The 22,133-nt window shown below is 66.8% G+C and carries 23 protein-coding genes and 1 tRNA gene; 12 read left to right on the forward strand and 12 right to left on the reverse strand.

Going from position 1 to position 22,133, the window contains the following annotated elements:
• Positions 1-22 precede the first annotated feature (22 nt).
• The 6 genes from murB to amaB form a co-directional block, all read right to left on the reverse strand.
• Positions 23-1,084, reverse strand: coding sequence for a UDP-N-acetylmuramate dehydrogenase (gene murB, locus ACT6SE_RS08935; protein WP_046430314.1), 1,062 nt, complete (start codon positions 1,082-1,084; stop codon positions 23-25).
• Between the two features lie 8 nt (positions 1,085-1,092).
• Positions 1,093-2,148 (reverse strand): quinone-dependent dihydroorotate dehydrogenase, encoded by a 1,056-nt coding sequence (locus ACT6SE_RS08940; protein ID WP_032962331.1) that lies wholly within the window; start codon positions 2,146-2,148, stop codon positions 1,093-1,095.
• Between the two features lie 8 nt (positions 2,149-2,156).
• Positions 2,157-2,927 (reverse strand): class I SAM-dependent methyltransferase, encoded by a 771-nt coding sequence (locus ACT6SE_RS08945; RefSeq protein WP_046430316.1) that lies wholly within the window; start codon positions 2,925-2,927, stop codon positions 2,157-2,159.
• Positions 2,928-2,931: 4 nt separating this feature from the next.
• On the reverse strand, positions 2,932-3,216 hold the full coding sequence (locus ACT6SE_RS08950) for a DUF4190 domain-containing protein (RefSeq protein WP_046430319.1): 285 nt from the start codon (positions 3,214-3,216) through the stop codon (positions 2,932-2,934).
• A gap of 179 nt (positions 3,217-3,395) precedes the next feature.
• Positions 3,396-4,235 carry an SDR family NAD(P)-dependent oxidoreductase gene (locus ACT6SE_RS08955; protein WP_046430321.1) on the reverse strand — a complete coding sequence of 280 codons (840 nt, stop codon included), beginning with the start codon at positions 4,233-4,235 and terminating at the stop codon, positions 3,396-3,398.
• On the reverse strand, positions 4,235-5,767 hold the full coding sequence (gene amaB, locus ACT6SE_RS08960; RefSeq protein WP_046430323.1) for an L-piperidine-6-carboxylate dehydrogenase: 1,533 nt from the start codon (positions 5,765-5,767) through the stop codon (positions 4,235-4,237). Before amaB ends, ACT6SE_RS08955 begins: the two co-directional genes overlap by 1 nt.
• Positions 5,768-5,950: 183 nt before the next feature.
• Here amaB and ACT6SE_RS08965 point away from each other — a divergent pair.
• A tRNA-Arg gene (locus tag ACT6SE_RS08965) sits at positions 5,951-6,027 on the forward strand.
• A 550-nt stretch (positions 6,028-6,577) separates the two neighbouring features.
• On the opposite strand, the gene ACT6SE_RS08970 is transcribed toward ACT6SE_RS08965, so the two are convergent.
• Complete coding sequence (locus tag ACT6SE_RS08970) at positions 6,578-7,477, reverse strand: hypothetical protein (RefSeq protein WP_152665618.1); 900 nt, start codon at positions 7,475-7,477, stop codon at positions 6,578-6,580.
• Positions 7,478-8,139: 662 nt separating this feature from the next.
• Here ACT6SE_RS08970 and ACT6SE_RS08975 point away from each other — a divergent pair.
• Entirely contained in the window at positions 8,140-8,604 is a 465-nt protein-coding gene (locus ACT6SE_RS08975; protein WP_046430328.1) for a GNAT family N-acetyltransferase, read from the forward strand.
• Positions 8,605-8,611: 7 nt separating this feature from the next.
• Here the strand turns inward: ACT6SE_RS08975 and ACT6SE_RS08980 are convergent, their stop codons facing one another.
• Complete coding sequence (locus ACT6SE_RS08980) at positions 8,612-9,172, reverse strand: GNAT family N-acetyltransferase (protein WP_046430330.1); 561 nt, start codon at positions 9,170-9,172, stop codon at positions 8,612-8,614.
• 146 nt (positions 9,173-9,318) lie between these two features.
• Here ACT6SE_RS08980 and ACT6SE_RS08985 point away from each other — a divergent pair, with 146 nt between their 5' ends.
• Positions 9,319-10,212 (forward strand): helix-turn-helix domain-containing protein, encoded by an 894-nt coding sequence (locus ACT6SE_RS08985; RefSeq protein WP_046430332.1) that lies wholly within the window; start codon positions 9,319-9,321, stop codon positions 10,210-10,212.
• An 85-nt stretch (positions 10,213-10,297) separates the two neighbouring features.
• Here ACT6SE_RS08985 and ACT6SE_RS08990 read toward each other — a convergent pair whose 3' ends face one another.
• Together ACT6SE_RS08990 and ACT6SE_RS08995 are read right to left on the reverse strand one after the other, a co-directional pair.
• On the reverse strand, positions 10,298-10,657 hold the full coding sequence (locus ACT6SE_RS08990) for a response regulator (RefSeq protein WP_014646927.1): 360 nt from the start codon (positions 10,655-10,657) through the stop codon (positions 10,298-10,300).
• Positions 10,647-11,810 carry a two-component system sensor histidine kinase NtrB gene (locus tag ACT6SE_RS08995; RefSeq protein WP_414616831.1) on the reverse strand — a complete coding sequence of 388 codons (1,164 nt, stop codon included), beginning with the start codon at positions 11,808-11,810 and terminating at the stop codon, positions 10,647-10,649. Before ACT6SE_RS08995 ends, ACT6SE_RS08990 begins: the two co-directional genes overlap by 11 nt.
• Positions 11,811-11,961: 151 nt before the next feature.
• On the opposite strand from ACT6SE_RS08995, the gene ACT6SE_RS09000 reads away from it, so the two are divergent.
• From ACT6SE_RS09000 to ACT6SE_RS09020, 5 genes are all read left to right on the forward strand, one after another.
• Positions 11,962-15,075 (forward strand): response regulator, encoded by a 3,114-nt coding sequence (locus ACT6SE_RS09000; RefSeq protein ID WP_046430337.1) that lies wholly within the window; start codon positions 11,962-11,964, stop codon positions 15,073-15,075.
• A complete protein-coding gene (locus ACT6SE_RS09005; protein ID WP_046430339.1) occupies positions 15,072-15,896 on the forward strand; it encodes a CheR family methyltransferase in 825 nt (274 codons plus the stop codon). Before ACT6SE_RS09000 ends, ACT6SE_RS09005 begins: the two co-directional genes overlap by 4 nt.
• Positions 15,896-16,471 (forward strand): chemotaxis protein CheB, encoded by a 576-nt coding sequence (locus ACT6SE_RS09010; RefSeq protein ID WP_444811142.1) that lies wholly within the window; start codon positions 15,896-15,898, stop codon positions 16,469-16,471. The genes ACT6SE_RS09005 and ACT6SE_RS09010 overlap by 1 nt, the downstream gene beginning before the upstream one ends.
• Positions 16,468-17,601 carry a hybrid sensor histidine kinase/response regulator gene (locus ACT6SE_RS09015; RefSeq protein WP_032957670.1) on the forward strand — a complete coding sequence of 378 codons (1,134 nt, stop codon included), beginning with the start codon at positions 16,468-16,470 and terminating at the stop codon, positions 17,599-17,601. The genes ACT6SE_RS09010 and ACT6SE_RS09015 overlap by 4 nt, the downstream gene beginning before the upstream one ends.
• An 83-nt stretch (positions 17,602-17,684) precedes the next feature.
• Positions 17,685-18,113 carry a BLUF domain-containing protein gene (locus tag ACT6SE_RS09020; protein WP_014646933.1) on the forward strand — a complete coding sequence of 143 codons (429 nt, stop codon included), beginning with the start codon at positions 17,685-17,687 and terminating at the stop codon, positions 18,111-18,113.
• Positions 18,114-18,116: 3 nt separating this feature from the next.
• Here ACT6SE_RS09020 and ACT6SE_RS09025 read toward each other — a convergent pair whose 3' ends face one another.
• Complete coding sequence (locus ACT6SE_RS09025) at positions 18,117-18,440, reverse strand: ArsR/SmtB family transcription factor (RefSeq protein WP_032957672.1); 324 nt, start codon at positions 18,438-18,440, stop codon at positions 18,117-18,119.
• Positions 18,441-18,526: 86 nt separating this feature from the next.
• On the opposite strand from ACT6SE_RS09025, the gene ACT6SE_RS09030 reads away from it, so the two are divergent.
• The 3 genes from ACT6SE_RS09030 (at position 18,527) to ACT6SE_RS09040 (ending at position 20,494) form a co-directional block, all read left to right on the forward strand.
• The gene (locus tag ACT6SE_RS09030) at positions 18,527-18,964 is read left to right on the forward strand and encodes a YeeE/YedE family protein (protein ID WP_014646935.1); all 438 of its coding nucleotides are present in this window, start codon (positions 18,527-18,529) and stop codon (positions 18,962-18,964) included.
• Positions 18,961-19,374: a DUF6691 family protein gene (locus ACT6SE_RS09035; RefSeq protein ID WP_046430343.1), complete on the forward strand. Its 414-nt coding sequence runs from the start codon at positions 18,961-18,963 to the stop codon at positions 19,372-19,374. The genes ACT6SE_RS09030 and ACT6SE_RS09035 overlap by 4 nt, the downstream gene beginning before the upstream one ends.
• A 67-nt stretch (positions 19,375-19,441) precedes the next feature.
• On the forward strand, positions 19,442-20,494 hold the full coding sequence (locus ACT6SE_RS09040; RefSeq protein WP_014646937.1) for a linear amide C-N hydrolase: 1,053 nt from the start codon (positions 19,442-19,444) through the stop codon (positions 20,492-20,494).
• Here ACT6SE_RS09040 and ACT6SE_RS09045 read toward each other — a convergent pair.
• Complete coding sequence (locus ACT6SE_RS09045; RefSeq protein WP_046430345.1) at positions 20,491-21,297, reverse strand: DUF6491 family protein; 807 nt, start codon at positions 21,295-21,297, stop codon at positions 20,491-20,493. The two genes, ACT6SE_RS09040 and ACT6SE_RS09045, sit on opposite strands and share 4 nt — an antisense overlap.
• 103 nt (positions 21,298-21,400) lie before the next feature.
• Here ACT6SE_RS09045 and ACT6SE_RS09050 point away from each other — a divergent pair, with 103 nt between their 5' ends.
• Entirely contained in the window at positions 21,401-22,096 is a 696-nt protein-coding gene (locus ACT6SE_RS09050; protein WP_014646939.1) for a helix-turn-helix transcriptional regulator, read from the forward strand.
• Positions 22,097-22,133: the final 37 nt, after the last annotated feature.

Raw genomic sequence — 22,133 nt, forward strand, 5'->3', positions numbered from 1 at the left:
CTGGGGGAAAGGGTGGGGCTGTTCACCACTGTGCGCCGAGCAGGCGGGGCTCCGGTTCGATCGGCACGCCGAACTTCTCCAGCACCGAGGCCGAGATGCGGCGCGCCAGCGCCAGCAGTTCAGCGCCGCTGGCATTGCCGTGGTTGACCAGCACCAGCGCGTGGCTGGGAGCCACGCCGGCATCGCCGTCGCGGAAGCCCTTCCAGCCGCAGGATTCGATCATCCAGGCCGCCGAGACCTTGCGCTTGTCGTCCTGCTCGGCCGGGAACACCGGCAGGTCGGGGAAGTGCTGCAGCAGCACGTCGACCTGCTCCAGCGGCAGCACCGGGTTCTTGAAGAAGCTGCCGGCATTGCCGAGTACCTCCGGGTCGGGCAGCTTGCGGCGGCGGATCGCGATCACCGCATTGGCCACGTCCACCGCGCCCGGCAGCACCACGCCCTGCGCCTGCAGCTCTTCGCGGATGCCGGCGTAGTCCATGCGCAGATCGTGCAGCAGTGGCAGTTTCAGTTCGATGGCAGTGATCAGGTAGCGATCGGGCTGTTGCTTGAACACGCTGTCGCGGTAGGCGAAACCACACTGTTCGTTATCCAGGCGCACCCAGGCCTGTTCCTGGCAGTCCCAGGCTTCGACCGCCTGGATGAACTCGCCGACCTGCGCGCCATAGGCGCCGATGTTCTGGATCGGTGCGGCACCGGCGGTGCCGGGAATCAGCGCCAGGTTTTCCAGGCCCGACAGGCCTTCCTGCAGCGACCACATCACCAGGCCATGCCAGGGCACGCCGGCGCCGGCGCGGATCACGGCATGGTCGGCGCGGTGTTCAAGGAAACTGATGTCGCGGTTGCCGAACACCAGCACGGTACCGGGCAGATCCTCGGCGATCAGCACGTTGCTGCCGGCACCCAGCACCAGCAGTGGGCCGTTGGCCACCTCGGGCAGTGCCAGCACCTCCGGCAGCAGCGCGGCATCGTGCAGTTCCAGCAGCTGTGCGGCGCTGGCCTGCACGTGGAAGGTGTTCAGTGCCCGCAGCGGCGCATTGCGGGTGAGTGTCCAGCGCAGCGGCGCGTTGCCGTCGATGGTGTCCATGGGCGCGCTCACAGTGGGGCCACCGCGCCGCGGCTGGGCGCTTCGCGGCGGCGACGGATCGCCTCCACGCATTCGGAAACCAGCGCCGGTCCACGGAAGATCAGGCCGCTGTAGCACTGCACCAGCGCGGCACCGGCCGCCATCTTGGCCACGGCATCGGCACCGGACAGGATGCCGCCGACGCCGACCAAGGGCACCGACTCGGGCAGGCGCGAGCGCAGGCGGCGCAGCACCAGCGTGGACTGCTCCAGCACCGGCGCACCGGACAGGCCACCGGCCTCGTTGGCCAGCGGATCGCCGGCCACCTTGCTGTGGTCGATGGTGGTGTTGGTGGCGATCACGCCGTCCACCTGCAGCTCGCCCAGCACGCGGGCGGCGGCATCGATGTCGCGCTCGCTGAGGTCCGGTGCCACCTTCACCAGCATCGGCACGCGGCGGCCGTGGCGAGCCGCGAGCTCTTCCTGGCGGTCACGCAGTTGGCTGACCAGCTGGCGCAGCGCGGTTTCTTCCTGCAGCTCACGCAGGCCGGCGGTGTTGGGCGAGGAAATGTTGACAGTGATGTAGTCGGCCAGCGCGTACACCTTGTCCAGGCAGGCGATGTAATCGTCCACGGCCTGTTCGTTGGGGGTGTCCTTGTTCTTGCCGATGTTGATGCCGAGCAGGCCGCGGCGGTTGCGCGCGCGCTCGACGTTGCGCACCAGTGCGTCCACGCCTGCATTGTTGAAGCCCATGCGGTTGATGATCGCGTTGTGTTCCGGCAGGCGGAACAGGCGCGGCTGCGGATTGCCGGCCTGCGGGCGCGGGGTGATCGTGCCGATTTCGACGAAGCCGAAGCCGAGCGCGAACAATGCATCGATGTGCTCCCCGTTCTTGTCCAGGCCGGCGGCCAGGCCGACCGGGTTGGGGAACGTCAGCCCGAACACCGTGCTGGGCATCGGCGCGATGCGTGCGGCCAGCAGCGGCGTGGTGCCGGTGCGATAGGCCAGGTCCAGTGCGGACAGGCCGAGGCCGTGGGCGCGCTCGGCGTCGAGCGAGAACAGGAAGGGGCGGGCAAGCGAATACATGCGTCGGTTCAGTCCAGCGTGCCGAGGAAGGCTCGGGTTCGATATTCAAAAGCGACCTGGCCGTCGACCGCGTGGGTGGCGAACAGGTGCTGCAGAGCGTCGATCATCGGTGCGTGGCGCGGATGACCGGGTTGAGGGGCGTAGGAGGAGGACAGCAGGCGCCCGCGCAGGGCGTCGAAGTCCAGGTGCTGCACGTTCGGCAGCTCCACCCTGCCGCGCAGGCCAGCGCCGAACCAGGCCTGCATGGTCGCGTCGTCCTGGTAGCGCTCGGCCACGGCGGTGTAGTCGGTGCCGTAGTCCAGCAGCAGCTGTTCGTAGCCGATCAGGAACGGACTGGCATCGAGCAGGCGAGAATTCCAGTAGATGAGGGCCTGGCCGCCGGGGCGCAGGATGCGCTGCCACTCGGCGCGTACCGCCACGGTGTCGAACCAATGGAAGGCCTGCGCGACGCTGACCAGATCGATGCTGGCATCGTCCAGCGCGGTGGCCTCGGCGCGGCCGTCCACCGCACGGAACTGCGGGTACTGCGGTGCCAGCCATTCTTCGGCCGCGCCCCGCATGGCCGCATTGGGCTCAACCGCGACAACAGGATGGCCGCTGGCCAGGAACAGGCGGCTGGAAATGCCGGTACCGGCGCCGATGTCAGCCACACGCGCCTGCTGGCTGACACCCATCGGGCCATGCAGCCACTCCAGCAGCGCGGGTGGGTAGTCGGGCCGGTAGCGGACGTAGTCGGCGACGCGGCTGCTGAAGCGTTCGGTGCTGTCGGAGGCGGTCATGGCGTCAGTTCGACACCGCCGCCAGCCACGCCAGGCCGCCGAAGAACAGGATGAAGACCACGATGGCGGCAAGTGCCGCGCCGACCATGACCCAGCCCAGCACCAGGCCGGTGACGGCCAGGCCATCGCCTTCCAGTTCGCGCGGGCGGCGGCGGATTTCGGCGCGGGCCATGTGGCCGGTGATGATGGCGACGATGCTGGCCACGAAGGGCAGGACGGTCCAGCTGGCGATGCCCATGACCAGGCTGACCACGGCCAGGGCGCTTGTCTGTCGGGGTGCCACGCTCATCGGGGTCCTCCTTGGCAGTGTGCACATGATAGTGCCTCTGCCCCGGCAATCCCATGCCCGGCGGATGCGATGGCAGGCGTCGCCCCTGGCCGACGAATGGGATTTCGGCCCTGGTAGGCGTCGACCTTGGTCGACGAAAGGCATGCCAACCAGGCTTGGCGGCTACCGAAGTGCCGGTATCAGCCCAGCAACACCTGGCCGCCATCCACATTGAGCACGCTACCGGTGACCCAGCGCGCCAGCGGCGAGCACAGGAACAGGGCGGCGTCGGCGATCTCGCGCGGGTGGCCGAAGCGGCCGAACGGAATCTTCGCCAGGGTGCCGTGGTACAGCGCAGGGTCCTCGACGCGGCGACGGTCCCAGAGGCCGTCATCGAACTCGATCGAGCCCGGGGCGATGGCATTGACCCGGATCCGGTCCTTGGCCAGCGCCAGCGCCTGTGACGTGGTGTAGTGCGAAAGCGCCGCTTTGGCCGCAGCATACGGCGCGCCACCGGGGCGCGGCTGCTGCGCGGCAATCGACGACAGATTCAGGATGCAGGCGTCGCTGGAGGCACGCAGCCATGGCAGTGCCAGGCGCGAGGCACGCACGGCCGCCATCAGGTCGATCTGCAGGCTGGCGGCCCAGCCGTCCTCGTCGTCGGCCATGCCGTAGCCGGTGGCATTGTTGACCAGTACATCGATACCGCCGAGGGCATCGGCGGCGGCCTGCAGCCAGGCCTGGATCTGGCCGGGATCGGCCAGATCGGTGGAAAACGCGTGCAGTTCGAAGCCCTGCGCCCGTGCATCGGCACGCAGGGCATCCAGGCCGGCCTGGCCGCGGGCGCAGACCGAGACCTGTGCGCCGGCGCCGGCAAACGCCAGCGCCATTTCACGGCCAATGCCCTTGCTGCCGCCGGCGATGAGCACGCGGCGGCCGCTGAAATCGAGGGTCGGAGCCCCTGCGGGGATCCGACCCCTCGCTGGGGCCAGGTCCCCGGAGGGGCTCTGGCCCACGGACGTGTCCGCGTCGTTTGCCATCACAGGTCGAACTTGATGCCCTGGGCCAGCGGCAGCGAATCCGAATAGTTGATGGTGTTGGTCTGGCGGCGCATGTAGACCTTCCACGCATCCGAACCGGACTCGCGGCCACCGCCGGTGTCCTTCTCGCCACCGAAGGCGCCGCCGATCTCCGCACCGGACGTGCCGATGTTGATGTTGGCGATGCCGCAGTCGCTGCCGGCGGCCGACAGGAACTTCTCGGCAGTCTTCAGGTTCTGGGTGAAGATCGAGGACGACAGGCCCTGCGGCACGCCGTTCTGCATGTCGATGGCTTCATCGAGGGTGTCGTACGGCATCACGTACAGGATCGGCGCGAAGGTCTCGTGCTGGACCACGGCGTCGCTGTTCTTCAGGCCGGAGACGATGGCCGGCAACACGAAGTTGCCCGGGCGGTCGATGCGGCTGCCACCGGTTTCGATGGTGCCGCCGGCCGCCTTGGCCTGGGCGATCGCATCGAGGAACTGCTGCACGGCGCCTTCGCTGTTCAGCGGGCCCATCAGGTTGGCCGCATCGGTCGGGTCGCCGATCTTGCCTTCCACCTGCTTGTAGGCCTTGACCAGGGTGGCCAGCACGTCGGCGTAGATCGAGCGGTGCACGATCAGGCGGCGGGTGGTGGTGCAGCGCTGGCCGGCGGTGCCGACGGCGCCGAACACGATGCCCGGCACGGCCAGCTTCAGGTCGGCGGTTTCGTCCAGGATGATGGCGTTGTTGCCGCCGAGTTCCAGCAGGCAGCGGCCGAGGCGGCGCGCGACCTTCTCGTTGACGGTGCGACCGACCTGGGTCGAGCCGGTGAAGCTGATCAGCGGCACGCGTCGGTCATCGACCATCTTTTCCGACAGCGCGTTGCCGGCATCGTTGATCAGGAAGAAGATGTCCGGGAAGCCGGCTTCGCGCAGCGCGTCGTTGCAGATCTTCAGCGAGGCGATGGCGGTCAGCGGCGTCTTGTTGGACGGCTTCCAGATGCACACGTCGCCACAGATGGCGGCCAGGAACGAGTTCCAGCTCCACACCGCGACCGGGAAGTTGAAGGCCGAGATGATGCCGACCAGGCCCAGCGGGTGGTACTGCTCGTACATGCGGTGGCCGGGGCGCTCGGAATGCATGGTGTAGCCGTACAGCATGCGGCTCTGGCCCACGGCGAAATCGGCGATGTCGATCATCTCCTGCACTTCGCCGTCGCCTTCCGGCTTGCTCTTGCCCATTTCCAGCGCAACCAGCGAACCCAGGGCGTCCTTGTGCCTGCGCAGTGCTTCACCGCACAGGCGCACGGCTTCACCGCGGCGCGGGGCCGGCGTGGTACGCCAGACCTTGAAGGCTTCCTGGGCGCGGGCCACGACGGTCTCGTACTCGGCCTCGGTGGTCGCGCGGACCTGCGCGATCGGCTCGCCGGTGGTCGGGTTGACCGGGGTGATCAGCTCACCGCTGGTCGCGCTCGACCACTCCCCGTTGCCCAGGTACGTGCCAGCGTTGATCGCGTCCAGGCCAAGGGACTTGAGCAGCTCGGAAGACATGCAGACTCCTGTATTTCGTTACGTTGTTTGGCGCCATCGCGGGCAGGTGGGGGACGCGATGAACTGAATCGCCGATGGTAGCAGAGCGCCCCGGCCAGCCATGGTGCAACGCGCCAGCCAGGCCCGGCCGAACATGAATGCTTGGAGGGCAGGGCACGTTGCCTGTAAACTTCCCGGCTGCATGGCCCCGTAGCTCAGCTGGATAGAGCGTCCCCCTCCTAAGGGGAAGGTCGCCCGTTCGAATCGGGCCGGGGTCACCAGAATCAATGGAACAGGGCGAGCGGCGTCGTCGGGCTTGAATGGGTCTACTTCGGACGGACCGGGATGATGGGTTTCACCGTGACAACCCCGCTGCCACCTCCTCCGCAACTTCCATAGCAGCCTCCGCCAGGGTTAAATCCGCCGGTTCCACCAGCACCTCCGCCGCTGCCACCGCCGGCACCTCCACCGCCACGGCTGGGCGGCTGCTGAGTTCCCGGCAGGGGCTGGACGCAAGGGCTTCCAGTGAGGCAAGTAACAGCGGCTTCTTCGACGGACCCGTCACCCCAGGTCACCTTGATCCTGCTGCCGACAGGCAAAGACGCAATGCCATGCGTGATTCGGTACATGCCCGCCAAACCGACAAGGCCGGCGCGTCGCAGCTCCACCATTTCGTAGGCGGACAAATTCTGCGCAACTGCAACCTGGTTATACGGATACGAACTGGCGTTGATCGATACTGTTGCAGCAACGGCGGCAAAGGCCGTGAAAACCAGCCCGGCGATACTCCACTTCGTTCTTCCGGAGATTCGATTCACTGCGGCGTCCTTTTCAAGATGGCTTCTTCCCAACTGCTCTGTTTACTTCTCCTATTGCTCTATCAAGCGACTCTTGCTGTCCAGCAGGAACCACCCTGCTCCTGATGGCGTCTTCAAAATTCTCTGATCCGCACACGCCCGAATTGACACATAGTGAATCCATGCGGAATGAGCCGGCTCCGCAATCTGCCCCCATTCGGCAGGCGACGATGCCCCAGGCATAGTTGGCGTATGGGCCCGTAGCGCTTGCATTGAAGGCACCGAGATCGGTTCCCTCTGGCGCGAGCGCTAGGAGATCTCCCAGTGCAAAAATTGCCTCCGGGTCTGCAGAATTGACCGCATCGCGTGCCAGTAGCTGATAGTCATCAGGTTTGAGGCTGGTCCACTTGCTGGAGGCCATGTAAATCCTGGCGTAAGGATCGCCGTGGTTTGCCGCGCGTTCAAACCACTTTGTATAGTGCTCTTCGAGTATCACGTCGCCGCCGTCAACGACCGAGCAGGTCGCTGCGAAGCGCTTCTTGATGTCATCGTATGCGCCTTGCGTTTTCCCGCTGAGGCGCGCGTATGCGTCCAACGTCGCATACATGTTCGAATGGGAAATGCTGAAAACGGAGCAATGCTGGTAAATCTGCCCCAGTTTGCGCTGTGCTACTACGTCCCCGGCTTCTGCACGTGAACGAAGTTCAAGAAATCCGGCTGCTGCATCCTGTGTGTTGGAACTCAACTCAGGACCTGTGAGGGATGAGGCGGTATCGCTAGAGTTGGCCTGATCCTTGGAGTTTGGCGGATTGGTTTGAGAATCAGGTTTGCGCTGTTGTGTGTCCGCTTTGGTTGGGACATACCAAAAACTGACTCCCGCCAAGACGATCAGTATCAATGCAGAGAAGCTCAGGACTTTGACTCGTGGAGACATGGCGTTCCTTCATGACCGATCGGCGCGGTACGCGTGCAGGGATTGTCATGGTGCCCAATCAGGGGCTGGGCTCCGACCGCCGCGCACTTTGGCAGGTCCCATGCCTACAAAACGGGATGGGGCGACGCTCCCCCCATCAGGCCATAGGTCTAGTTCAGTATTTGTTTATGTACTGGACGCTGAGTGGAAGCCTGGACACGCCTAATCCTGGTTCAGGCCGAGCCCCACCTTCGCTGGGGTGGATCTTTGACGATAGAGGGCACTTGTTCGAATCGGGCCGGGGGCGCTATTGCATGCACCGCGCGTGATGCCCCTTCGCGCAGGCTACAGAGCAACTCCAGGCCTCGCAGCACCTCCGCCACGTGCGCCTGCTCTTCGCCTCGCAACCCAAGCAGCGGCCGCGGCAGGCAGTCGTAACTGCACAGGCCCATCAGTGCCGCCGCGCATGCCATGACGCGGACGCCGCCGAAGCGGTTGTACAGCGCCCAGAGCGGCGCCGCCGGATCCCGAGGGCAGAAGGAAAAGAGGGGTCGTCAGGTGTGGCGGCGGTGGACGATCGGCATTGCTTATTGCCCTGGTACAAAATTCAAGCGCTGCCGTGCAACGTGATCCGGCCGCCGGGATCGCGCACCATGGCGGCCATCCTTCCTTGCGCGCACGCCATGAGTGAGTACCTTCGCCCCGTGCAGCCTCCGCACTTCGCCGCCATCGGCGCGTGGCTGGATTCGGCCAGCGCAACCCGGCGCTGGGCCGGTCCCGGCGTGGCGTATCCGCTCGTGCCGGACGCATTCGCGCACGCACTGCAACTGGAGCAGCGCCCGGGTTGGGTGCTGCTGGATGCGCATGGCCACTGCCTTGGTTTCGGCCAGTACTGGCCAACGACCTCCGGCACGCTGCACCTGGGCCGCATCATCGTTTCGCCGCGGGCACGCGGGCGTGGACTGGGACGTGTACTGATGCAGGCGCTGATGGCGCAGGCGTTGCAGTCGCCCGGGGCGGAGCGGCTGACCTTGCGTGTCTATCGTGACAACGTCGCGGCGGCGACCCTGTACCGCGACCTGGGCTTTCAGCCGATGGAAGACGCTTCGACGCCGGAACTGCTGTTCATGCAGCACCGTGCCGGCTGAGTGGTGATCACGCGCGCAGCACGGAAGCCTGTTGCGCCTGCCATTGCTCGCGGGTGATGCGGCTGATGTGTTCGGTGCGGTAGTCGCCGAGGAAGCTGTTGAACTTGTTCACTTCGGTATGGTGATGCTGGAAACCGCATTTGCTCTGTACGCTCAGGGACTGCAGGTTGTCGGTGAAGTAGCCGCACCACAGTGCGTCCAGGCGCAGGCCGAGGAAGGCGTGCCGCATCACTTCGCGCACTGCTTCGGGCACCAGGCCGCGCCCCCAGTACGGTACGCCGATCCAGTAGGCGATCTCGCCTTCGCGTTCGCCGATCTCGAAGTTGCTGTCGGCACCGATCAGGATGCCGACGCAGCCGATGGCGCGGCCATCTTCGCGGCTCTGCAGGGCATAGACCTCCGGCCGGTTGAACACGGTGCGGATGATCTCGGTACTTTCCTCGACGCTGGTGTGGGCTGGCCATCCGGCGATGGGCCCGACGCGCAGGTCGCGGGCGTATTCGTACAGGTCGGCGGCGTCGGTGTCGCGCCAGGGGCGCAGGATCAAGCGTTCGGTATGCAGCGGCATGGCCGTTCCAGGGGCAGGGAGAGAGCGCACAGGCTAGGCCGCGTCGGGCGGAGGGCACAGGGCGGGACCTTGATGGTTTCGGTACTTTTCACAACTCCCCGGCGTTGCCCGGTATGCTGTGCCGCGGAATGCAGCCGGATCGGCCAATGGACCGCATACCCCAGCTTCTGGATCAGGACGAATCGATGCGCCTGGAGGTCAGTACGCTGGCCGAGGGGCAGGGGGTTCCGCTGTCGTTCGGGCACGCGTATCTGGCGGTACTGGTGTGCGTGTCCGGGCGTGCGCGCTTCGCACTGAACTTCCGTGAGGTGGCGGTGCAGCGGCACGACGTGCTGGTGCTGGCCGAGGACACGCTGGCGCTGCTGCGGAAGCGATCGCGTGGCTTCCTGGCGGTGGTCTGCCTGATGCCGAAGGCGCTGGCGTCGGAGGTGGCCTACGTACTGCCCAACGCGCTGTTCAAGTTCCTGCATGAGCATCCCCATTGCGTGCCGTCGCCGCTGGAGGTGCCGCTCCTGCAGGGCTGGCTGCAGCAGCTGATGGACGCGCAACATACTGGGGGCCGCTATCGGCACGTGATGCTGCGCAATCTACTGCAGACCTTTTTCCTGAAATTCGCCACGCTGTTGCCGGCACAGAAGGGGGCCGCAGCGTCGGTCAGCCGGCGCGAGCGCCTGGCCTGGAATTTCTGGGAACTGGTCGGCCAGCGCAGTACCCGCCAGCGCGACGTGCAGTCTTATGCCGATGCGTTGTGCATCACGCCGTTCTATCTTTCACAGCTGACCCGCGAGTGCTTCGATGAAACACCCAAGGCGTTGATCGACCGCCAGGTGGTGCTGGAGATCAAGGCGCTGCTGAGCTACAGCGAGCTGCCGATCGGGCGCATCGCCGAGCGATTGTGCTTCGAGGATGCGTCCTACCTGTGCCGCTACTTCCGGCGGCACACCGGGCAGTCGCTGACCGGCTACCGCCGTGCGGGGCAGGGCGGCGCTAGTGGGATGCGAACAGCGGTGCCGGCACTTCGGGCAGCAGATCCTCGGTAACCCCGCCGAGCACGCGTTCGACCACGCAGTCGCGGCGGTAGGGCCCCGGCACCCGCAGATCGGCTTCGCCAGGCCTGGCGAAAGGTCAATCCTGCTTCAACAGCTCGACCAGCTGGCGCAGGCGATAGGGCTTGGGCAGGAACTCCACCTGCTCCGGCAGCGGCGGCAGCTGCGAGCGCGCATAGCCGGAGGACAGGATCATGCGTGCCTGCGGCTGTTCGCGGGCGACGTGCTCGCTCAGTTCGATGCCGGACATGCCGTTGGGCATGCTGACATCGCTGAACACCACGTCAAAACGCGCCTCGCCCTTGAGCAGCTCCGCCGCCTCGTGGCCATCGGCGGTGGTGGCGACCTCGATGCCGAAATCGCGCAGGGCCAGGCCGATCATCTCGCGCAGATCGTTCTGGTCCTCCACCATCAGTACGCGGATCGGTTCATCGGTCATGGGGTGCTTCCTCTGATGCGGGTAACAGCAGGCTTACCGTCGTGCCGACACCGGGCGTGGTGGACACATCGACGAAGCCGCCGCTCTGGGTAGTGAATCCGAACACCTGGCTCAGGCCCAGGCCGCTGCCCTTGCCGATGTCCTTGGTGGTGAAGAAGGGCTCGCTGGCGCGCTCGGCGATGTCAGCCGCCATGCCATGGCCTTCGTCACAGACGCTGAGGGTGACATAGCCGCGTTGCAGCGTAGTGTCCGCATCCGGGTCGAGCCGATGTTCCAGCGCGGTGCCGATCAGGATGCGCCCTCCATCGATGGTGGCCTCCACGGCATTTGCCACCAGGTTGGCCAGGGCAGCCTGCAGCTGCATCGCGTCGGTGCACACCTGCGGCAGGCCCGGCGTGAGGCAGGCGTCCAGCGTCACCGTGGGTGGGCAGGCGCGCTGCAGGCCCGGCAGCCATTGCTGTACCAGCGTGTTGATGTCCAGCGGTTCGCGGATCAGGGTCTGGCCCGTGCTGAAGGCCAGCAGCTGGCGGGTCAGCAGGGCGCCGCGGTCGGTGGCCGCCTGCGCAGCGTCCAGCAGCTCAGCGGCGCGTGCATCGTCACCGCGGACGCGTAGCGACAGCAGGTCCAGTGCGTTGCCGATGGTGGTCAGCAGGTTGTTGAACTCGTGCGACAGGCCGCGGCTGAGCCGGCCGACCGTCTCGAACTGCTGGGTGTTGCGCAGCGCACGCTGGGCATCGCGCAGCAGTCGCTGTGCCTGCCATTGCTCGGTGATGTCACGGGTGATCTTGACGAAGCCAAGCAGTTCGCCCGCTTCGACGACCGGCTCGATGACCACGCTGGCGCGGAACGAGGAGCCATCGCGGCGTACCCGCCAGCCCTCGCTGGCAACATGGCCCTGCTGCGCCGCGAGGCGGAGCAGGCGCTGCGGTTCGCCGGCCTCGCGCTCGGTGGCCAGGTAGAAACGACCGAAGTGCGTACCCACCACTTCATCGGCTGAATAGCCCTTGATGCGCTCGGCGCCCGGGTTCCAGCTGCAGACGATGCCTTCAGGATCAAGCAGGTACAGCGCATGGTCGCGCACGCTGTCGATCAGCAATCGCAGTTGTCGGGAAGGGTCCGTCAGCACGGACGTCGTAGAGGCGGCTGCGTCCACGTGTAGATAAGTGTTACCCCTGTGAGGGACGTGAAGCTAGGCATTCAAGTGTGAAGGATGCGTGCACACCTGACACGTGCCATTTGTCCTGTGCGGCTGAATGCGACACGGAGTACCATCTTCCACCCTTCGCCTTCTGGAACCGACCTGCATGCGTCCTGGTGCGACTACGCGTGACCGCTGGATCTGGATGACCTCTGCCGTATTGCTGGCGGCGACCATCGCGCTGGAACTGGTGGTACCGCTGGGATACGCGGTCTGGCTGGCCTATTTCCTGGCCGTGGGCGTCACGGTGTTCCAGCGCAGTGCGCGCGCGCCGTTCGTGGTCGCGATGATCGCCTGTATCCTGCTGGTGATCGGCTTCAACGTGGCGCCCGCCAGCAACAACTCGTCGTTCTCGTTCGTCAACCGCACCATCGGTGGCTGCGCCTTCCTGATGATCGCGCTGATCGTCTCGCGCGCCATCCAGGCCCGCCGCCAGGCCATGCGCGCGCTCTGGCTGCAGGAGGCCGAGAACGCGGTGGCGTCGAGCCTGCGCGGTGACCTGGGGCCGGAGCAGATCGCCGAGGCGGCTGCGACGAGCCTGGCCGGGCAGCTGGACGCGGAGGTCGGTGCGGTCTATCGGCTGGAAGGCGGACGGCTGCAGCTGACCGGTGGCATGGCGCTGCCTTCGGGCGCGCCGGCCTCGCTGGCCCTGCACGAAGGGCTGGCCGGGCAGGTCGCTCGTGATGAACGGATCCGCCACCTGCATGGCGACGATGCCGCCGTGCTTGAACTGCAGACCAGTCTGGGCCGGCTGCCGGTGCGCGAGCGCATCCTGGCGCCGCTCAGCAGCGATGGTGCCGTGGTCGGCATCATCGAACTGGGCCGCGCCCGGGTCGGTGAACAGCGTGATCTGGATCGCGAGCTGCTGGAGCGCTGTGCCGAGACCATCGGCCTGGCGCTGCGCGCATCGCTGTTGCGTGCGCAACTGGTGGTGCTGCTGGAAGAGTCGCAGCGCCAGGGCGAGGAGCTGCAGGCCCAGCAGGAAGAGCTGCGCGTGGCCAACGAGGAGCTGGAAGAGCAGAGCCGCAGCCTGCTGCAGTCGCAGAGCCACCTGGAAGAACAGCAGGCCGAGCTGGAACAGAGCAACGTGCAGCTGGAAGAGCGCACCCACGAGCTGGAGGCGCAGAAGCAGGCGCTGCTGGTCGCGCAGAGCCAGCTGGTGCGCAACAGCAACGAACTGGCCGCGACATCGCGCTACAAGTCCGAGTTCCTGGCCAACATGTCGCACGAACTGCGCACGCCGCTGAACAGCTCGCTGATCCTGGCCAAGCTGCTGGCCGACAACAAGGACGGCACGCTCACCGAAGAACAGGTGAAGTACGCCCGTGCGATCCTCTCGTCCAACAACGATCTGTTGGCACTGATCAACGACATCCTCGACCTGTCGCGCATCGAGGCCGGCCATGTCGAACTGTCCGATGAAGTGGTGGTGGTCGACAGCGCGCTGCAGCGCCTGCGCGAGACCTTCGAGCCGATCGCGCGGCAGAAGGGCCTGGCCCTGCAGATCGAAGCCGATGCGCTGGCACCGAGCCAGCTGGTGGTCGACAGCCAGCGGCTGCAGCAGATCCTGAAGAACCTGCTGGCCAACGCGGTGAAGTTCACCGAGCACGGAAAGGTCAGCCTGCACGTGCGTGCGGCCGGCAATGGCCGCATCCGGTTCGAGGTCTGCGACACCGGCATCGGCATCGCCCGCGAGCAGCTGGACGTCATCTTTGAAGCCTTCCGCCAGGCCGACGGCAGCACCCGCCGTCGCTACGGCGGTACCGGCCTGGGCCTGTCGATCTCGCGCGATCTGGCCGAGCGCATGGGCGGCCAGATCCAGGTCGACAGCGAGCCCGGGCGCGGCAGCTGCTTCATCCTGGAGCTGCCATTGCAGGGCGCCCCCGCGGCGAGCGCAGCCGAGGCTGCCGAGGCCCCCGTGGCAGTGCCGGCGCCGGCACGGACACCGGCCGTGCTGCCGCCCGCGCCGGTGCGCGCTGCCACTGCGTCGGCGCCGGCCACTGCGTCGGCCGGCGTGGCCGACGACCGCGGCCGCCGCCAGCGCGCCGGGCGCCTGATCCTGGCGGTCGAGGACGATGCCACGTTCGCCGAGGCACTGGTGGCCCTGGCCCATGAACTGGACTTCGACTGCGTGGTGGCGGGTACGGCGGAAGAAGCGCTGACGCTCGCCAGTGAGCTGCGTCCGAACGGCATCCTGCTTGATATCGGCCTGCCGGACGTGTCGGGCCTGAGCGTGCTGGAGCGCCTGAAGCGCAACCCCGAAACCCGGCACATCCCGGTGCATGTGGTCTCGGCAACGGACCGCAGCCAGGTGGCGCGCGAGCTGGGCGCGATCGGCTTCGCGATCAAGCCGACCACGCGCGAGCGGCTGGTGACGGCCATCGAGCAGCTGGAACAGACCAGCCAGCGCGACGTGCGGCGCCTGCTGATCGTCGAGGACGACAGCGAGCTGCGCAGCAACCTGGAACTGCTGCTGGGCCGCGACCAGCTGCAGATCGTCGCGGTGGGCACCCTGGCCGATGCACTGGAACAGCTCAGCACGGTCACGTTCGACTGCATGGTGATGGACCTGTCGCTGCCCGACGGCAGCGGCTACGACCTGCTTGAACACATGGCCGGCAACGATGAGGTCGGTTTCCCGCCGGTGATCGTCTACACCGGCCGCGCGCTCAGCCGCGAGGAAGAGCAGCGCCTGCGCCGCTATTCCAAGAGCATCATCATCAAGGGTGCGCGTTCGCCGGAACGCCTGCTGGATGAAGTGACCCTGTTCCTGCACAGCGTCGAGGCCAGCCTGCCGACCGACCAGCAGCGCCTGCTGCGCGAAGCGCGCCGTCGCGACACCGTGCTCGATGGCCGTACCGTGCTGCTGGCCGAAGACGATGTCCGCAACATCTTCGCGCTGTCCAGCGTGCTCGAACCGCTCGGCGTCACGCTGGAGATCGCGCGCAATGGCCAGGAAGCGGTGGATCGCCTGGCCGAGCGCGAGGTCGATCTGGTGCTGATGGACATCATGATGCCGGAGAAGGATGGGCTGGCCGCGATGCGCGAGATCCGCGCGCAGCGCCACCTGCAGGACCTGCCGATCATCGCGCTGACCGCCAAGGCCATGCCGGACGACCGTGAGCGATGCCTGCAGGCCGGTGCCAACGATTACATCGCCAAGCCCATCGATGTCGACAAGCTGGTCTCGCTGTGCCGTGTCTGGTGCTCGCGGCAATGAACGAGCAGGCGCTGTTCGACCTGGAACTGAAGGTGCTGCTGGAAGCGCTGTACCAGCGCTACCACTACGACTTCCGCAGCTACGCGGTATCGTCGCTGCGGCGGCGCATCCGCCAGGCCATGCAGCGCTACGAGTGCGAGCGGCTGGCCGACCTGCAGCACCGCCTGCTGCACGAGCCGGACCTGTTCGCGCAGGCGATGCAGTTCTTCACAGTGCAGGTGTCGGAGATGTTCCGTGACCCGGCCTATTTCCGTGAGCTGCGCGAGCAGGTGGTGCCGGTGCTGCGCACCTATCCCTCGGTGAAGCTGTGGGTGGCTGGCTGCAGTACGGGCGAGGAAGTGTGGTCACTGGCGATCCTGCTGCACGAGGAAGACCTGCTCGAGCGCAGCATCGTTTACGCCACCGACATCAATCCGGCAGCGCTGGTCACCGCCGAAGCCGGCGCCTATGGCATCGACCGCATGGCCCAGTTCAGCCGCAACTACCTGGCGGCCGGCGGCACCGCTTCGCTCTCCGACTACTACGCCACGGCCTACGATGGCGCGGTGTTCAATCGCCAGCTGCGCCGCAACGTGGTGTTCGCCGACCACAGCCTGGCCACCGACACCGTGTTCTCCGAAGTGCACCTGGTGTCGTGCCGCAACGTGCTGATCTATTTCAACCGCGACCTGCAGGATCGCGCGGTGGGCCTGTTCCGTGATGCGCTGGTGCATCGCGGCTTCCTTGGCCTGGGCAGCAAGGAGTCGCTGCAGTTCGGGCGCCACCAGGGTGTGTTCGAGGTCTGCTCGCGCGAGCATCGCCTGTACCGGAAAGTCGCCTGATGAGCCTGCCGATACGACCGGCCGTGCTGGTGATCGGGGCCTCTGCGGGTGGGGTCGCAGCGCTGCAGACGGTGCTTGGCGCGCTGCCTGCGGCACTGCCGGCGCCGGTGCTGGCAGTGCTGCACCTGCCACGCGATCGCAGCAGCCGCATCGCCGAAGTGCTGGCGCCGTACTGCGCGCTGCCGGTGCGCGAGGCCGAAGACAAGCAGCCGCTGCAGCCTGGTACGGTGACCTTTGCGCCACCGGACTATCACCTGCTGGTGGAAGACGCCGGTTCGCTGGCGCTGTCGGTGGACGCCCCGGTGCTGTTTTCTCGCCCGGCCATCGATCCGCTGTTCGAGTCGGCGGCAGCGGTGTTCGGCGCGCAGGTGCTGGCCTTGCTGCTGACCAGTGCCAGCAGTGATGGCAGCGAAGGCGTGGCCGCCGTGCGCGCCGCTGGTGGCCGCGCCTGGCTGCAATGTCCCGAGGAGGCCGAGGCATCGATGATGCCGGCCTCCGCCCTGCAGCACGCTGGCGCCGATGCCGTGCTGCCCCTTGAACTGATGTGCCGTCGCCTGAAGGAGTTGTTTGCATGAACCTGTTGCCACCGGACCCTGCGCAGTCGCAGACCCCGGTCAACCTGCTGATCGTCGATGACGTGCCGCAGAACCTGGTAGCCATGCAGGCGCTGCTGCAGCGCGAGGGCGTGAACCTGCTGCTTGCGGGCTCGGGTGCGCAGGCGCTGGAGCTGCTGCTGGAGCACGAGGTGGCGCTGGCATTGCTGGATGTGCACATGCCGGAGATCGATGGTTTCACCCTGGCCGAGCTGATGCGCGGTTCGCACCGCAGCCGCGATGTGCCGATCATCTTCCTGACCGCCTCGCCGGATGACCCGGTGCGTGCCTTCAAGGGCTACGAAACCGGTGCGGTCGATTTCCTGCACAAGCCGGTCGCACCGCAGGTGATCCTGAGCAAGGTCAACGTCTTCATCGAGCTCTACCAGCAGCGCCAGCTGCTGAAGGCGCGCAACGAGGCGCTGGAACGTTCGCTCAAGCTCAACGAGACGATGGCGGCCGTGCTCACCCATGACCTGCGCACGCCGCTGTCGGCGATCCTGCTGTGTGCCGACAAGCTGGCGCTGGAGCTTCCAGAGGACAATGCCGGTGCGCAGCAGACCCTGAAGCACCTGGAAGCCAGCACCCTGCGCATGGCGCGGATGGTCGAGCAGCTGCTGGACTTTTCGCGGATCCGCAGCGGCGGCCTGCGCCTGCAGGCAAGTGCCTGCGATCTTGCGGAAGTGACGCGTGCCGTGGTGGCCGAAGCGGGCAGCGCCCACGGCCACGCACGGGTGCATCTCGACATGCAGGGCGATACCCGCCTGCAGGGTGATCTGGATCGGCTTGGCCAGGTCGCCGCGAACCTGGTCGGCAACGCGCTTACCCATGGCAGCGAGGCGAGGGTGGAGGTGGACGGCCGCGATCCGCGCAGCGTGCTGCTGCGGGTAAGCAACGCCGGGCGGATCGACGACGCGCTGCTGCCGCGATTGTTCGAGCCGTTCAAGGCCAGTTTCCACCCCAGCAATGGCCTGGGGCTGGGCCTGTACATCGTTGATCAGTTCGTCCGCGCGCACGGCGGCCACATCGGCGCGCGCAACGAGGCGGGGCAGGTGGTGTTCGAGGCGACGCTGCCACGGCGCTCTGAAAGCCCGGCAACGGCGGCCAGCTGAATCCTTCAGCAAGCGACGCGTGGATCTGAGACGGGCTCGTCCGCAACTGCTACCGTGGCGGCAGATATTGCCAAGGAAGCACCATGCCACTGCGTGCGATCGCCTATGTCAGCCGGGCGCTGCCGGATCTCTCCGCTCGACGGCTGCAGGCGCTGGTCGACGATGCGGCCCGCTTCAACAAGATGGCCGGCGTGACCGGCGTGCTGCTGCACGACGGCGGGCGTTTCCTGCAGTACATCGAAGGGCCGCCGGATGGCATCGGTTCGGTCTACGAACGCATCCTGCAGGCCGGCAGCCATATCGACATCATTGAACTGGCGCGCGGCCGCCTGGGCCAGCGCCAGTTTCCGTACTGGTCGATGCGCGCGCTGCCGGTGGAGGAGGCGCTGTTGCGCCAGCTGTCATCCAGTGACTGGTCGGGCTTTACCCGTACGCTGCAGGGTGATCGCTCCGCGCCGACGCCGGTGGACCTGCTCGACAACGTTGTGCAGCCAGCACTGCACGCCGGCTGAGCGTCAGCCCGAGGTGCCGCCGCCGCAATAGGCGGCATGCAGCGCCTGCAGCACGCCCAATGCGGGCCCTTCCTGCATGCGGTAGTGGATGGCCTGTGCTTCGCGCCGGGTCGCCACGATGTCCATATCGCGCAGCACAGCCAGGTGCTGCGACAGCGCGGACGCACTCAATCCGGTCAGCGCCTGCAGCTCCGGTACCGGCGCTTCGCCTTCGACCAGGCGGCACAGCACGCGCAAGCGGGCAGGATGGGCCAGGCGCTTGAGCAGGGCAGCGGCCTGCGCGGCGTGCTTGGCCATCGCGGCACTGTCGAGCGGGGTGCTGGGCATGGTTGACCTTTTTGTTTAGACGTGTCTAATTTAGATAAATCTAAATAAAAGGGCAATCCCATGAAGGGCGTGAATGAGGGCAGGGCATGAACCTGCCGTGGACTGCGGTGGCCGGCGGTGGGTTGATCGGCGCCGCCGCAGTGCTGTTGCTCGCCACCCTCGGGCGTGTGGCCGGTATCAGCGGGATCGCCGCAGGCAGTCTGCGCGCAGCGGAAGGCGAGCGCGGATGGCGCTGGGCCTTCCTGTCTGGCCTGCTCGCGGCGGCCGGGCTGGTGCTGTGGTGGCAGTCGCTGCCCGACGCGTCGCCGCGGGTTCAGTTGCGCGATGCCTTGCCTGCCTGGCAGTTGATCGGCGCCGGCCTGCTGGTGGGCTTCGGCACCCGCTTGGGCAGTGGCTGTACCAGCGGTCACGGCGTCTGTGGCATGGCTCGCGGCTCGAAGCGCTCGCTGCTGGCGGTGCTGGTGTTCATGGCCTGCGCGATGCTGACGACGTTCCTCATCCGCCACGGCGGAGGCCCGGCATGAGCCGCGCGACAGGGGCCGCGGCAGCGGCGGGTGCGCTGTTCGGTGCGGGGCTGGCGCTTTCGGGGATGACCGACGCGCGCCGTGTGCTCGGCTTCCTCGACATTGCGGGTGATTTCGATCCCACCCTGGTGTGGGTGCTGGGCTCGGCGCTGCTGGTCAGTGCGGTCGGCCAGCGCTGGGTGCTGCGCCGCGCGCAGCCGTGGTTCGCGTTGCGCTTCCAGCTGCCCAGTGCGCGTGATGTCGATGCGCGCCTGCTGCTGGGCGCCGCACTGTTCGGTATCGGCTGGGGATGGGCTGGCTATTGCCCGGGACCGGCCATCGCCGGGCTGGCAGTCGCATCGCGTGAAGGGCTGTGGTTCGTGCCTGCGATGCTTGCAGGTTTCTGGCTGCACGATCGGGTCGTACGCTGAGGCTTCACCCCTGTGTCACCCTGCGTGCGGTCAGATCCGGGGTTCACGGGGAAAGGAGCACAACGACATGGTACGGATGAAGTGGACGGGCAGGGCAATGCTGGCGGTCGCACTGGCCGCTGCGGTGGCACCGGCGCTGGCCTGCACGCGCGCGGTGTACCTGGGTGACAACGGTGATGTGATCACCGCACGCTCGATGGACTGGAAGGTCGACGTGGCCACCAATCTCTACGTGCTACCGCGCGGCATCGCGCGCACCGGCCAGGCCGGACCGAAGTCGCTGGCCTGGACAGCGCGCTATGGTTCGGTGGTGGCCACCGGCTACGACGTGTCGACCACCGATGGCATGAACGAGAAGGGCCTGGTGGCCAACCTGCTGTGGCTGGTCGAATCGGAGTATCCGCAGCAGCGCGGCAACAAGCCGGGACTGGCGATTTCGCTGTGGGCGCAGTATGTGCTGGACAATTTCGCGACCGTGGACGAGGCGGTGGCGGCGCTGAAGCGTGAGCCGTACTCGATCGTCACCGACAAGGTGCCGGGCGAGGACCGCCAGGCAACGCTGCATCTGTCGCTGTCCGACGCGAGCGGCGACAGTGCCATCGTCGAGTACATCGGGGGGCGCCAGGTGATCCACCATGACCGGCGCTACCAGGTGATGACCAACTCGCCGATCTTCGAGCAGCAGCTGGCACTCAACAGCTACTGGCAGCAGATCGGTGGCACGGTGATGCTGCCAGGTACCAACCGCTCGTCCGACCGCTTCGCGCGTGCGTCGTTCTACATCAATGCCATTCCCAAGGCCGAGGACCCGGTGGAAGCGCTGGCCAGCGTGTTCAGCGTGATCCGCAATGCGTCGGTGCCGTATGGCATCACCACGCCGGGCGAGCCGAACATCTCATCGACGCGCTGGCGCACGGTGGCCGACCACAAGCGGCGGTTATACTTCTTCGAATCGGCGCTGACCCCCAACACCTTCTGGATCGATCTGAACAAGGTCGATTTCGGCGGCCAGGTGCTCAAGCTCGACCTTGGCAAGGACCAGCGCAACACGTTCGCCGGCGATGCATTGGGTCACTTCGTACCCAGTGCACCGTTCGCCTTCCTCGGCGTGGACGGCTAGCGCGAGGCCTGGTCCGGCGCGTCCTTCGGATAGACCGCCAGCACGCTGCAGCCCGGGCGGGCGAAGCGCGGCGTGCTGGCGCGCATGTCGCCGGGGATTCCGGACGGCGTCTCCACGATGCGATCGCCCGGATTGCCACAGATCAGGCCGTTCTGGAAACCGGACTGGAATTCCACCGAGGTCGCCCCGGCCAGGATCGAGCAGCTGCCGGCCAGTTCGACGCGGTAGTAGCGATTGCCGCCATTGCGGCGCGGATTGGTCTCCACCACCACGCCTTGCGGATCCTCGTTCCAGCTGCGCACATGGCGGGTGGCGAAGCAGAACGCTGGCGAGGCCTGGAAGGTATGGCGCGGGCTGCTGCCGCCACGGCTGGGCTTGCCTGTGGCGGTCACGTTCACCGGCGGCAGGGTGGCCGCGTACAGGCGGCTGCTCTGGCGAGCGGTGCTGGCGAATTCCCGGTTGTCGATCGGGGTGACACTGCCGACGCCGCAGCGGCGGCCATCCACCATCACCTGTTCACTGGGGCGGCCGCAGGCCCAGCCCGAAGGCGCCTCCAGCCGCAGTGCGCTGGCTTCGTTGACACCCGGGCAGGCTGCGCTGAAGTCGATGCGGAAGGACTGGCCCCTGCCATCACGGACCGCGATGGCGGTCGGTGTCTCCTGCTCGACCTGGCGTACGTCACGTGCGTCCAGGCAGTGCGGTGCAGGTGCGATGCGCTCGGCGGCCGATGGCGCGGATGGCGCCTGGGCCAGGGCGGCCAGGGGTAAGGCGCTGGCCAGTGCCAGCGGAAGCAATCGGATCATGCTGTTCATCCTGCCATCCCTGCGTCTGTAACTGGCTGGAACATAGCATGGCCGGTGCCGGGGCCGCGTTGCAGGGAAATGCCAGCACGCGCACACTCGTCATATGGGCGCGATCTTCCACCTGCGGCACTACGGCCAGGCCACCGGCCTGGACCGTCATGACTACGCGCAGTGGGTGCTGCCGCTGCAGGGCGAACTGCAGTTCGAGATGCAAGGCCGCGGTGGTCGCCTGGACCTGCTGCAGGGGGCCTTCGTCGCGGCTGGCGAAGCACACGACCAGATGGCCGATGGCCCGAATGCTTTCGTGATCGTCGACTGCCCCCCGGGTGTGCTCGATGACGGTACCCAGGAACACCTGTGCCGCCAGCGCTGGCTGCATCTGCCACTGGCGCTGCGACAGCGCCTGGCGCAGGTGTGTGAGGGCCAGGCACTGCCGGCCCTGTTGCCGCAGCTGCTCCAGGTGTTCGCACCGGCGGGCAGTGGTGCGCGCCTGCAGGGCCTGTGCGCGGCGGTGCAGGTTGATCCGGGCCAGGCGTGGCCGGTAGCACGCATGGCCGCCTTCGTCGGTGTCAGCGAAAGCCGGTTGCATGCGCTGTTCCAGCGGGAGTTCGGGCTGAGCCCGCAGGCCTGGCTCAGTGCAAGCCGGTTGCGTTGGGCCAAGCACCAACTGCGTACCAGTGCGGCGCCGATCAGCGATATCGCGCTGGCGGCAGGCTATTCCGAGCAGAGTGCACTGACCCGTGCGCTGCGTCGTGAGTGCGGACAGACGCCGGCCGCCTGGCGCAGGGGCGCCATATGACCTGTAGAGCCGAGCCCACGCTCGGCTGCCCTTATCT

It is taken from the genome of Stenotrophomonas sp. LC732 (assembly GCF_052446685.1).
Lineage (GTDB): Bacteria > Pseudomonadota > Gammaproteobacteria > Xanthomonadales > Xanthomonadaceae > Stenotrophomonas > Stenotrophomonas muris.